This window comes from Nostoc sp., from assembly GCF_036917555.1.
Classification (GTDB): domain Bacteria; phylum Cyanobacteriota; class Cyanobacteriia; order Cyanobacteriales; family Nostocaceae; genus Nostoc.
In genome coordinates this window covers 49,282-61,956 of sequence record NZ_JBALDD010000037.1, presented here as the reverse complement: position 1 = coordinate 61,956, position 12,675 = coordinate 49,282, and the positions used below count along the sequence as shown (strand labels likewise).

General features: G+C 43.9%; 12 protein-coding genes and 1 tRNA gene. 6 read left to right on the top strand and 7 right to left on the bottom strand.

Translation table 11 applies throughout. The features are described from left to right. The first annotated feature begins 28 nt into the window (after positions 1-28). Both V7K60_RS15665 and psbA read left to right on the top strand, forming a co-directional pair. Positions 29-1,528, top strand: a complete 1,500-nt coding sequence (locus tag V7K60_RS15665) for an MBOAT family O-acyltransferase (RefSeq protein WP_334926780.1) — start codon at positions 29-31, stop codon at positions 1,526-1,528. Between the two features lie 352 nt (positions 1,529-1,880). Then, positions 1,881-2,963 carry a photosystem II q(b) protein gene (gene psbA, locus V7K60_RS15660; RefSeq protein ID WP_334926779.1) on the top strand — a complete coding sequence of 361 codons (1,083 nt, stop codon included), beginning with the start codon at positions 1,881-1,883 and terminating at the stop codon, positions 2,961-2,963. Between the two features lie 67 nt (positions 2,964-3,030). Here psbA and V7K60_RS15655 read toward each other — a convergent pair whose 3' ends face one another. The 6 genes from V7K60_RS15655 to V7K60_RS15630 form a co-directional block, all read right to left on the bottom strand. Then, the gene (locus V7K60_RS15655; RefSeq protein ID WP_334926778.1) at positions 3,031-3,363 is read right to left on the bottom strand and encodes a PepSY-associated TM helix domain-containing protein; all 333 of its coding nucleotides are present in this window, start codon (positions 3,361-3,363) and stop codon (positions 3,031-3,033) included. Between the two features lie 235 nt (positions 3,364-3,598). Then, on the bottom strand, positions 3,599-4,660 hold the full coding sequence (ccsB, locus tag V7K60_RS15650; RefSeq protein ID WP_334926777.1) for a c-type cytochrome biogenesis protein CcsB: 1,062 nt from the start codon (positions 4,658-4,660) through the stop codon (positions 3,599-3,601). 166 nt (positions 4,661-4,826) lie between these two features. Next, positions 4,827-6,596, bottom strand: coding sequence for a DUF3352 domain-containing protein (locus V7K60_RS15645; RefSeq protein ID WP_334926776.1), 1,770 nt, complete (start codon positions 6,594-6,596; stop codon positions 4,827-4,829). A 489-nt stretch (positions 6,597-7,085) separates the two neighbouring features. Beyond that, a complete protein-coding gene (locus tag V7K60_RS15640) occupies positions 7,086-7,715 on the bottom strand; it encodes a chorismate lyase (protein WP_334926775.1) in 630 nt (209 codons plus the stop codon). A gap of 197 nt (positions 7,716-7,912) precedes the next feature. After that, positions 7,913-7,993 (bottom strand) — tRNA-Leu (locus V7K60_RS15635). A 99-nt stretch (positions 7,994-8,092) separates the two neighbouring features. After that, on the bottom strand, positions 8,093-8,341 hold the full coding sequence (locus tag V7K60_RS15630; protein WP_334926774.1) for a hypothetical protein: 249 nt from the start codon (positions 8,339-8,341) through the stop codon (positions 8,093-8,095). 208 nt (positions 8,342-8,549) lie between these two features. On the opposite strand from V7K60_RS15630, the gene accC reads away from it, so the two are divergent. Next, positions 8,550-9,893: an acetyl-CoA carboxylase biotin carboxylase subunit gene (gene accC, locus V7K60_RS15625; RefSeq protein WP_334926773.1), complete on the top strand. Its 1,344-nt coding sequence runs from the start codon at positions 8,550-8,552 to the stop codon at positions 9,891-9,893. 118 nt (positions 9,894-10,011) lie between these two features. Here the strand turns inward: accC and V7K60_RS15620 are convergent, their stop codons facing one another. Continuing rightward, entirely contained in the window at positions 10,012-10,305 is a 294-nt protein-coding gene (locus V7K60_RS15620; RefSeq protein WP_334926772.1) for a YggT family protein, read from the bottom strand. A gap of 436 nt (positions 10,306-10,741) precedes the next feature. Here V7K60_RS15620 and psbX point away from each other — a divergent pair, with 436 nt between their 5' ends. The 3 genes from psbX (at position 10,742) to V7K60_RS15605 (ending at position 12,634) form a co-directional block, all read left to right on the top strand. Further along, complete coding sequence (psbX, locus tag V7K60_RS15615) at positions 10,742-10,861, top strand: photosystem II reaction center X protein (protein ID WP_099100805.1); 120 nt, start codon at positions 10,742-10,744, stop codon at positions 10,859-10,861. Positions 10,862-11,108: 247 nt separating this feature from the next. Then, on the top strand, positions 11,109-12,026 hold the full coding sequence (locus tag V7K60_RS15610) for a Ycf66 family protein (RefSeq protein WP_334926771.1): 918 nt from the start codon (positions 11,109-11,111) through the stop codon (positions 12,024-12,026). Between the two features lie 47 nt (positions 12,027-12,073). Next, entirely contained in the window at positions 12,074-12,634 is a 561-nt protein-coding gene (locus tag V7K60_RS15605; RefSeq protein WP_334926770.1) for a TolB family protein, read from the top strand. Positions 12,635-12,675 lie beyond the last annotated feature (41 nt).

Genomic DNA, 12,675 nt, shown 5'->3' with positions numbered 1-12,675 from the left:
CCAATGACAAATGACTAATGACTAAAAAATGAACTTTATATCAATTTTCTATGGGCTGTTCCTGTTGAGTGTGTTAGGAATTTACTGGTCTTTAGCACAACATAAATTGCGATTATGGACGCTGCTAATTGCTAGTTTGGTTTTCTATGCATCTTTGCACATTCAATACATACCATTACTATTAGCATTGACGTTTATAAATTTCCGTATAGGGCTGGAACTTGGTAACAACACATCACCAGGAAAACATTCTCTTGACTTGCAAATTTCTAATGAAGAGTGGCAATTTGCTCAAGTTGATTGGAATCGCCGCCGTCTAAAGGTTTTGTGGGTAGGTATAGTTCTAAATGTTTTACTGTTATTAGCTTTTAAGTATTTTACCCCTTTATTCAAGTTTGTTTTTCATGTCCAAACAAACTCACCAGATAGCTCTTTTAAATTAATTGCACCCTTGGGAATTTCATTTTTCACCTTTGAATGTATTGCTTATTTAATAGATGTCTATCGCGGTGCCCCGGCTACTGATAATTTTCTCAAATTTGCTACATACAAATTATTCTTCGCCAAACTGATTTCAGGGCCGATTACGCGCTATCACAACTTAGCGAATCAATTTAATACACTACAATTAGCCAGTACTAATAGAGTAGCTGAAGCGTTGTGGTTGATTGCTAGGGGTGCAGTTAAAAAAGGTATTTTTGCAGACCACTTGGGAATTTTCGTCGATTTATGTTTCGGTAATTTGCAACGGGCGGGTAGTACCGATCTGTGGTTAGCTACATTCGCTTATGGCTTGCAGTTATATCTAGATTTCAACGGTTACGTAGACATTGCCCGTGGTAGTGCTATGCTTTTTGGCTTGGTTCTACCTGAAAATTTCGACTTTCCTTATTTCAGCACCAATATTTCCGAATTTTGGCGGCGCTGGCATATCACTCTAGGAGATTGGCTACGTAACTATGTCTACTTTCCCTTGGGTGGTTCCCGTCGGGGTTTAGTCCGTACCTGCTGGAATTTATTTATTGTGATGCTAATTGCTGGTATCTGGCACGGTGCTGCTTTAGGTTATGTCGTTTGGGGTATACTCCACGGATTAGCTTTGGTGGTTCATCGACTTACAGATTCTATAAGCGATCGCTTTGAAAATCTAGAACAATTCTGGCAAAATCCTCTGGGTATCTTTGTCGCTTGGTTCTTAACTCAACTGATGGTTTTTACCTCTTGGATTTGGTTCCGTCTACCTAATCTCCAAGACTCTTCTTTGGTAATTCGGCATCTTTGGGGTTATCCGGCTGACGCCCAGTTTGCTGAAAAGGTCTATGTAGAAGCCTTAAATATGAGCCAATCCCAACTCGCTTGGGTACTTCTAGGTTTAGCTGCCCTTATGGCTGTAGTCTATGCATTCAATCGAATGCTGAAGTTAGAGTTTAACTGGCCCCTTAAGCTTGTCTTCGTCCCCCTATGTTTTTACGCTGTTTGGTTATTAGCTCCAGAAGGCAGTTTGCCCTACATCTACTTTGACTTTTAACTGAACCATCAGACAACATAGAACTTATTATCTCGTTGCAAATCGACAAAACTTAAAATGTTTCTCATTGGCTAATTGTAAAGAAGTGTAAAGGAAAGTAACTAGGCGATCGCGTCATTGAAAGTGATAGCTAGTTTAGTGTTGAAATGGCTTAAAAAGCCTCAATCCATTACTTTGATGACTATATGTTAATAGTAGGAAAACTTTACAGTTCGATGAGCTTGTTCAAGAATTAGATTACAGAATATTAAGTCACAGTTCGCGTCCAAGTAAATTCATGTAGACTATATTTCAACAGGCGAAAATAAAACCGTTTGTTCCATATTTAACAACCCATAGCACTTATAAAACAATGACCACAACCTTACAACGGCGCTCTGGCGCTAGCGTATGGGATCGCTTCTGCGAGTGGATCACCAGCACCGATAACCGTATATACATCGGTTGGTTTGGTGTACTAATGATCCCAACCCTACTAGCTGCTACAACCTGCTTCGTAATTGCTTTCATCGCTGCTCCTCCAGTGGACATCGATGGTATCCGCGAACCAGTTGCAGGTTCTTTGATCTACGGAAACAACATCATTTCTGGTGCAGTTGTTCCTTCTTCAAACGCCATCGGCTTGCACTTCTACCCAATCTGGGAAGCAGCTTCTCTTGATGAGTGGTTGTACAATGGCGGCCCTTACCAGTTGGTAGTTTTCCACTTCTTGATCGGTTGCGCTGCCTACCTTGGTCGTCAGTGGGAACTTTCTTACCGCTTAGGTATGCGTCCTTGGATCTGCGTAGCTTACAGCGCACCTTTGGCTTCTGCTTGTGCAGTATTCTTGATCTACCCCATCGGTCAAGGTTCTTTCTCTGATGGTATGCCTTTGGGTATCTCTGGAACCTTCAACTTCATGATTGTGTTCCAAGCAGAACATAACATCTTGATGCACCCCTTCCACATGTTAGGTGTGGCTGGTGTATTCGGTGGTTCATTGTTCTCTGCAATGCACGGTTCCTTGGTAACTTCTTCCTTAGTTCGTGAAACAACCGAAGTTGAATCTCTGAACTATGGTTACAAGTTCGGACAAGAAGAAGAAACCTATAACATCGTTGCAGCCCACGGCTACTTCGGTCGTTTAATTTTCCAATACGCATCATTTCAAAACAGCCGTCAATTGCACTTCTTGCTCGCAGCTTGGCCTGTCATTGGTATCTGGTTTACCGCTTTAGGTATCAGCACGATGGCATTCAACCTGAATGGTTTCAACTTCAACCAGTCAATCATTGACTCCCAAGGTCGCGTCATCAGCACCTGGGCAGACGTAATCAACCGCGCTAACTTGGGTATGGAAGTAATGCACGAGCGTAACGCTCACAACTTCCCACTCGATTTGGCTGCTGGTGAAGTTGCTCCTGTAGCAATGACTGCTCCTGCTATCAACGGTTAATACTTCAGTATTAGCTAAATAAAAAGCGCCCTCCAGAAATGGGGGGCGCTTTTTTGTTGTAATTATTTTAAAACGGAGCGTTTAATAAATCCTGTAGTAGATTTCGCCACATTACAAAACCAGTAATGAACAAAATCAACGGTGTAAGTCCGACAAATACATAGAGTATGCGGGATGTAAGTCCCAAAAAAGTGCCGTAATGCAGAGGAGTAAAGGAGTTGAGGACGCGATCGCCCAACGACGACTTCAGCGCATTATTGAAGCGCAAAACCTTACCACTGTATTGGTCGAGATACACGTTACTATTGCCGTACTCATCCTTTTCCTGGGGCAGCTTAAAGCGAAACCTTAAAGCAACTTTCCGGTTTTGCAGGGAAATCAATGCTTCAAAGCGATGCATCAGGTAATATTGCCTGAGCAGTTTTAAGTTGCTTTGACAGTTTTAACGAAGTCAGTCTGGGAATCGGTTTAGAAACAGATCGGTCGCCTGCTCTGAACTAAACGTCGGTTCCCTCCCCAATATATCGGGGAGGGTTAGGGTGGGGTAAAACCTTGGTTAATCAGCTATTTCAGACTTGTGTGTACACTGTAGGGTGCGCGGTAGCGCGGGTGAGGTAGTTTTATTTAAACGGTTCTTAGAAAAACCAACCGTAAGAATGCAAACCTTTACCTAAAAGATTTACACCGAGATAGCAAACCCAAACCACAAGCAAGCCAGTGGCGGCTAAAATTGCGGGACGACGCCCTTGCCAACCGCGAGTAATTCTGGCGTGAAGGTAGGCAGCGAACACTAACCAGGTGATTAACGCCCAAGTTTCTTTCGGGTCCCAACTCCAGTAGGAACCCCAGGCTTCGTTAGCCCAAACGCCACCGGCAATAATGCCAATTGTCAGCAGAGGAAATCCTAGTCCGATGATGCGATAGCTGATGTTGTCGAGGGTTTCGGCAAGGCTAAGACGCTGGGGTGAAAGAGGTTCAGCAGATGCTACGGCTTGAGATTCAGGGGTAGTTACTAAATTCAAAACAGCAGTGTTACCGTTACCGTTGCCGTTGCTACTAGGTTCAAAACGGGCAAAGCCGTTATTTTCGACAGCAGGGGTTGGTGGTTGAGAAGTTAGTTCAGTGGCTTTGTGTAAGCGGTAGCCGTTGCTGCGATAGCCACCAGTACCAACAGAACTGCCTTGTAGTTGAATATTTTGACCGCGAGTGACAATTAAGAAAGCGATCGCTAATAACGAACCCACCATCAAAGCAGAATAACTCAACATCATGACGCTGACATGCATCATCAGCCAATTTGACTTCAAGGCAGGTACTAAGGGTTCTGACGCTTGCATCTGGGATGGTAGTGTCATAGTAGCAAAAGCTGCGATCGCCATTGCCACCGGAGCTGTCGCAACTCCTACTAAACGGCTACGGCTACTATTTTCGGCAATCAGATGAACGGCGGTAATTCCCCAAGTTAAGAAAAACAGAGATTCATAGAGATTACTTAAGGGAAAGTAACCAGCTTCGATCCATCGTGACCCTAGTAGAGTAGCTATACACAAATTTGCGATCGCCATCCCAGCTGTCCCCAAAGCGGCTAGATAAGGCAGATTCGGAAAAGCCGCTCCTCCCCAATACACCAGCATTGTCAGGAATAATATGGCAAAGGACGCATTGTCCAGCCAGTTCTGGAGTACAACCAAATTCATAAAGTGTTCTCTCCGTGGATGATTTAAAATATCGATTCTGACTGTTTTGATCCTATATGTTTAGAGGGGAATCAGGAATGGGGCATTGGAGATTGGGCATGGGGCATTGATTATTAATTCTTCTCCCCCATCTCCCTGATTCTCCCCACTCCCCATTCCCCACTCTCTATCTAACAGAGTTACTCTTACTCCCTTCTGGACTAGGCAATGTAGTCGCGTTAGTAACTTTTTTAAGTTCGATAAAAATATCGTAACGGTTACTGCGATTATCGCTGACAGCAGATGTCATCCCAATTGAGCGCGTTGCATCTAGCAAAGTTTGTTGATTGGGAATTAGAGTTGGTAAAGGGAAATTTTTCACAGTTCGTTCCACATCCAGGAAAAATTGACCATTTGTCGGATTGGGTTCTGTAGGAACTGTTTGTTGGAAGGGAAGAGTGCCAGCTAGTGTGTAGTTAGGTTTGGGAACAATTTTATCCGCGATCGGAGCACCCACTACCAGAAAGGCGACATCTTCATCTAACCAACCGTGGGTGGCAGTTAATGTACCATAAGGTGATATCCAGTTAACAACGGGTTGACCTGCGACTTTCCCCGGTTGTACTTGGAACTGGTATTGATTTTTCATCACTTCATCCAGTTGACTGATGGATGCTTCGGCTGATTTGCGTAGGCTTTGCCCACTATAGGCATCGCTTGTCTGTACCATGAACAACAAACCCGCACGAAAATCATTTGGTGAACCTTCTTTTGGAGTAGCAGGGATTACTGATAACGAAAACTCCCCTTTCATCCAACTAAGCAAATCCTTATCTAAATCGAGATCGGTAAGAGATTTTATACCACCTCTAATCTGTTCTGGTGCGATCGGTGATAAAGGATTTCCCTGAGATGTTAAAACATAGTCTCTCCACAATCTCTGTAAGTTACCACCAGTAAGCATCATTAGGGTTTCCGCTGGTATGCGGCTTTGCATTTTCCCAGCTTTGTTTTCCACCACCAGCACACGTTGACTATTAGGATTTAACCAAGAAACGCCCTTGAAGCGGATTCCTTCTGACTCTAAGGTTATTGTCCCTGCTAAACCTTGGTTATTTTGCAGTTGAGCCAGAACTTGAGCAGGTAAAGGGCGGTTTGGAGAAGCTGCGGCTATTTTCGCTGCTGTCGGCACATTGATATAAAACTGAGCAAAGGGTTGGTAATTGGCAATTTTCGGGAAATTTTCAGCAAAGCCGCCTGTTGTGACTAGGGATGTTTTATTTTTGTAGGCGTCGATCGCTCGTTCTGTGGCTTTGGGACTATCAGTTATGACTAAAAAACGCCCATCTAGTAATGCAGCCGAGAAGTTTTGCCCTGCTTGTGCCTCACTTTGTTTAATGGCGATCCCTTGATAAATACGGTCAACCCATTTGGCTTGTTTAAGAGTTTTGGGTTGTGCCAAAATGCTTTTAGCGATTTCTGAATTTTTTACTGGCAATACCATTACCATTGATTGCTGATCGCTAGCAGCATTTTCATTGGTGGTAACTGGTTTGGGTGCAGGTTTATTCCCTGTTGCTGGGGCAAGAATTGCGATCGTCACGTCATCGCCTACCCAAGGAGCGATATCTTTCTGGAAGTCGTAACCATTATTAGTCAGAAAGCGATCGCGTAACTGGACTAAATTTTTGTCCAGTTCTGTTTGGGTTTCTTTTGTCCCAAACTGCCGCAATTTCTGCCACTGCTGGGGATCTGTTGTTAAGGAAACCGCAAACAGGGCATCACCAGGAATAATATTTGCACCTACTAGCAAATCGGTAGAAGATATTTGTCTCTGAGCTAACAACCAGTAAGCTACACTCCCCGCACCAATCAATAACCCAGTAGCCGAGAGCGTCAGCACCAAAGACGGTTTCTTATTTTTCTTCATCGGAACAGACACAAGAGGCGGTGCCATTGAAACCTATACCTCATATTTCCAAACTCATTACTTGCTGAACTGGTTAAGTCAACCAAAAAGTTTTTTGCGATCTAAGGCAGTTAATTTCATAAATTTCTCCACTTGTAGACATTGATGATATTTCTCTAATCAACCTTCTCTACTGTTTAAAAGCGGTGTTCTAATGGTTAGTTACCTTTTTTAACACGCTTTGTTGAATTTCGCAGGACATTCCTTTTAACGGCTGTCTGTTTCGGAAAGTCTCCAAAAGTTAACATCCTTCATTTCAAGCACTTTGAGGATATAACTAACTTGAAAAAGCTGCAAGTAATCTGTAATCCAAACTACCTTCTATTTACATAGCTTCCATCTGTAGTATTGACTTGATCTAGGCAAGGTTAATTCAGTACCAGGTATTTTACATAGATTATCTGTCTTCAAAGTCATTAGTGTAAAATTCCCATACTCTGGGGCGCACTGTAAAAAATAAAAAACTTTTAAATAATACTATGCCTCGGCATTAACAGCACTCAAGTGCATAGGTCCCAAATATTTGGTTAAATAAGGTGAAAAAACTTCATAAATTAATGTCAGTGGCTGCCCATGATGCCAAAACAAGTAGTGGCGACCCCAAAAAGGCCCAGTTAGACCAAAACCGGACTCTAGTGCCAATGAGTCACCATAGTAAATCCCTCGAACATCCCGATACAACTCTGTGCGAAGACGAGCTAAACTTGCCCAAATTGGTAATGAACGGTTTTGTAAATACTCATCGACATGACTGGCTTCCCACCACGAAGTAGCATAGGCTAATCTTTGACCAGAAGCGGTACGCAGCCATACTTGTCGCCGTAATCGCGGTTCTGGGACAGCTTGAATTAACTCAGGAGCAGCATCCAAGTCGATGCCAATCAATGACATATCAATAACATCTACCTCTACAGGCTCACCTGTGAGCAATTCTAAGTGACGTGTTGGAGAGCCGTCACCCAAAAGCATTAGCTGCCATGCTGGTGCTAGCTGAGTGTGAGGTAAACTTTGTTGAATTATTTCCTCCCCTCCTTGCCAAATCGGAGTGAGGCGATGCCAAGCTGGTGGCAGTGTTAGGTTGTTTGTCGGCGTAAAAAAAATAGTCAATGCTTTTTACAAAACTTCACCTATTTCTATAAAAGCATAAAAAACTAGTACTTTGACAAGACAATGCTTAATATGTAGTAAGCACTGAGTGGTTCCGAAAAAGACTAAAGTCTTTACTACAAACTTAATATTTAAGGGTCAATAGTCTAAGGTTTTTTGACCTTAGACTATTGACCCTATGCTTAAACAAGCAAAAATGCGGATGGCGAGACTCGAACTCGCAAGGCAAAGCCACACGCACCTCAAGCGTGCGCGTATACCAATTCCGCCACATCCGCATGGTTTGTCTAAATATAGACTATAGCATAAGAAAATAATTATAGTAAGGTGATATCTAAATTCAGTTGCTCAAAAATATAAATTTTCTCAAGGCGGTATCAGACTGACAGAAATTTAGCAGATGTACAAGTGATATTGAAAAGGGTAGAGCTACTGTGTTCGGCAGGGTGCAATGGCGTATCCGTCTGCGGTAGGCGATGTCTACGACGGGCTATGACGGTTCGTGACGCTTGATGACTCGCTAACGCTGCGCTATTGCCCTTGGCGTCTCCCTCTGGGAGAAGACTCGCTACCGCTTCTTTACGAGACGCTACGCGTAGCTTACTTCCCTGTAGGGGTACGCGCAAAAGCCCAGCTTGGTAGTCTAGCCAAGACTTACAGCAGCAATGTTGTTAGTGTAGGAAGACCCGTAGAGGCAGCAAGCTTGCAATATGCAAGTTTGCTTAGAATCAGGGTGGCGAATCTCCTGCGATAATTTGAAATAATGTGGAAGCATTGTTTCAAGTTGGATCAGAGAAAATGTCAATCTACTGGTAATGATATCGAAACTAAAAAATGAAGTTTGACAAAATATTAATTGCCAATCGGGGAGAAATCGCCCTTCGCATTCTCCGCGCCTGTGAAGAAATGGGAATTGCCACAGTTGCGGTTCACTCCACCGTTGACCGTAATGCTCTCCACGTCCAACTTGCTGATGAAGCAGTTTGCATTGGTGAACCTGCTAGCGGTAAAAGTTATTTGAATATTCCCAATATTATTGCTGCTGCACTGACGCGCAATGCTACTGCTATTCATCCAGGTTATGGTTTTTTGGCAGAAAATGCCCGGTTTGCGGAAATCTGTGCCGACCATCATATTGCTTTTATCGGCCCAACTCCAGAAGCTATGAGACGGATGGGCGATAAATCCACTGCAAAAGAAACCATGCAAAAAGCTGGAGTACCGACGGTACCAGGTAGTGAGGGATTGGTAGAATCCGAGCAAGAAGGATTAGGATTCGCCAAGGATATGGGCTATCCAGTGATGATCAAAGCTACAGCAGGTGGCGGTGGAAGGGGTATGCGCCTAGTTCGTTCTGAAGACGAATTTGTTAAACTTTTTCTCGCGGCCCAAGGCGAAGCAGGAGCAGCTTTTGGGAATTCTGGCGTTTACATAGAAAAATTTATTGAACGTCCCCGCCACATCGAATTTCAAATTTTGGCGGATAACTACGGTAATGTCATCCACTTGGGTGAAAGGGATTGCTCAATTCAGCGCCGGAATCAAAAGCTGTTAGAAGAAGCTCCTAGTCCGGCTCTCGACCAAGACCTACGTGAGAAAATGGGACAAGCTGCTGTCAAAGCTGCCCAATTCATTAACTACAGTGGGGCGGGTACTATTGAGTTTCTCTTGGATAGATCCGGTAAATTCTACTTTATGGAAATGAACACCCGGATTCAAGTAGAACATCCTGTAACAGAGATGATTACTGGGATAGACTTAGTTGCCGAACAAATCCGCATTGCTCAAGGTGAAAGACTCAAGCTTACCCAAGAGCAAGTAGTATTACGAGGTCATGCGATCGAATGCCGAATCAATGCTGAAGATCCCGACCATGACTTTCGCCCTTCTCCTGGACGGATTAGTAGCTATCTGCCTCCCGGAGGGCCTGGTGTGCGGATTGATTCGCACGTTTACACAGATTACCAAATCCCACCCTATTACGATTCCTTAATCGGCAAGTTAATTGTTTGGGCGCCAGACCGACCCACTGCTATTAACCGTATGAAACGCGCACTGCGGGAATGTGCAATAACTGGACTACCTACTACAATCGGGTTTCATCAAAAAATTATGGAAACTCCACAGTTTTTACAGGGTAACGTCTATACAAATTTTGTGCAGGAAATGAACGCTTAGGGGAGTGAAGAGCAGGGGAGACAAGATGACAAGGGGACTTGAGTAAGAACTCCCAACAAGTTTTTCCCCTTGTCCCCAATTCTCCTTGTCCCCTTGTCCTCTTCCCAATGCCCTATCCCTAATTTACACGAGATAGCATAGTCAGCAATCCTTGTTGACCTAGTAGGATTTCTCGTAGCAGGCTGAAGATACCAACCCAAATAATAGGTGTAATATCTACCCCACCTATAGGTTGCACCAACTTGCGCAATGGGATTAAAAATGGCTCAGTGGGCCAAGCGATTAAATTAAAGGGCAAACGATTCAGATCCACTTGCGGATACCAAGTGAGAATAATACGAAATATAAATAAGAATGTCATCACCCCTAACACAGGGCCAAGAATCCAAGTAGTCAGGTTAACACCAGTCATCGGTTTCAGGTACTATCTATCTGTAAAGAGAAAAAACGTAGGCAACAGTAAGCCCTTCGGGTTTCCCAGTCGCTTATGGGGAAACCCCGTTGACACTAGCCTCTCCCTTTGGGAGAAGACCAGGCTGGCTCACTGTGCTTTGCGACGCCGATAGCGTTCGCGTAGCGTCTCGTAGAGAAGCGTTAGCGAGTCCGCGAGCGTCATAGCCCGTCGTAGACATCGCTAAAAAGTTTTAAGCTTTGTAAAGCACTCTGATTATTATTTTAACCAAATGCTGTCACTTCTTTCTGAAATAGAAAAGCGAACTCGCCCACGGGGTTAACTCAATAACTGGTGAAAGCAGTTACCAAGTTTGGCACTTCAGAGTTAGAGGCTTCTCAAGAAAGTAATACACTATTAAAATTAGGATGAAGTGTGTAAAAAAAGGTTGAGAAGTATGACGCCTTCTTTAGCAAATTTTCTTTGGAGTCTGCTATGGGGTACAGCAATTGTTGTAATACCCGTTACAGTTGGTCTAGTTTTCATTAGCCAAAAAGATAAAATACAGCGTTCATAATGCTTATGAGAGTTAAATTAACTCTCATAATCGATTGTCTGTCAGCTATCTACTTAATTGCACTAAAAGCAGCAATTTCTGTGGCTGGTGGCAGTTGTAGATGATAGACATAGACGTTTTTACTTTTAGGTGAATAGCTTCAGAGCTTCTTTGCCAGAGGCTTTGAAGCTTCAATATATTGTGACTAATTAGAGTAGTGATTTTAATTGTGACTCGCTAACATAGATGTGATATTGGGAAAACAGCAATGATAAATTTTGGGCTGAACTCAGCCAGTTTTCTGGCTCAGGTAAATTTTGGGGCAAACTCAGCCAGTATTCTAGGAATTTTCCTGGCTGTGGCTGGGGCAGCACTGTATTTTCTCCGCACTGTGCGCCCAGAATTGTCACGGGATCAAGATATCTTTTTTGCAGCAGTCGGCTTGCTTTGCGGCTTCATTCTTGTCTTTCAAGGATGGCGGCTTGACCCGATTTTACAATTTGGTCAATTGCTTTTAGTTGGTACAACAGTGTTTTTTGCAGTTGAAAGTATTCGTCTGCGGAGTATAGCTACCCAGCAAGCAAAGCGCAACACTCCGATTGTGGACGAAGATCGACCGGTTAGCGATCGCTATTCGTACAATAATCGCAGCAAATATCAGGCTGAGATGGAGGCAGACTTAGATCCATTGCCTTATGAAGACGAGGAAGAACGCCCAGTGCGTGCCCGGATTCGCGGTAGCAGGGATGAGATTTCAACTCGTGATGACTACTATCAGGAACAACCCCCCCGTCGTACAGAACGCCGCAACAGCAGCAGTAGTGAAAAACAGGCTCCATCTGATAGAACGCGTCGGCGGACTTCTGGGCGTCCCTTGAATCGCCCTTCTGAAAGCTCTGAAGATGAAAATTGGGGTTCTTCATCTAGGCAAGTTAATGATTGGGAAAGTTCAGGTGGGGAAGTTAGAAAACCTTCTCGCCGTAGTAATAATGGGTCACAGCGTCCCGAAAGTCGTGAAGATGATGTTTCTCCTAGACCGAGAAGGCGTCGTCCGCCCACTGACTCAACTTCTCGAAGACCGCGCGAAGATGATGATGCGATCCCAACTGATTATGTGCCATACAACCCAATTGAAAAACCAAATGAGGGGCCAGATAATTTGACCGATTTTGATGACGATGTTTAAAACAGTTGGCGTGCAAGTAGGTTTAAAGGCGACGGAAAACAGTTGAGGTGGAAAAATTTACGCCTGCATTTTGGCTCCAAAGACCAATTCATTGGAGCCTGGTTTTTGGTTTAACAAGTTTGCTTGTATCTTGTGGTTCTAACGATATTCCCATAGGACCTACTTCTGTTAACAGTCGCTACACTGAGGAGCAACCTGCTTTGAGTGGAAATGGGCGCTTTTTAGCGTTTGTATCTAATCGCAATGGTAATCAGCAGCTACTAATGTACGATTTGGAGAGGCAAGTGTTTATTGGCACACCGGGGATAAACCGACAAGAGACAATTGCCGAAAGTCCTAGTTTGAGCTACACCGGGCGTTATATTTCTTATCTTACTAGTGATCAAGGTAGACCAGTAGTGGCGCTTTACGATCGCGCTACGCAACAGTCGCAAATCGTCACACCAATTTATCGTGGCTGGGTTAGAAAACCAAATATTAGCCCAGATGGACGTTATGTTGTTTTTGAAACTGCCACTCGTGGTCAGTGGGATATTGAAGTCTTAGACCGGGGGCCAAATATTGAGTTAGATATTCCCAATGGTGCAACCGTCGGTTCACCTCCGTAGGAGTTAGGAGTTAGGAGTTAGGAGTTGTGAGACTATTGACT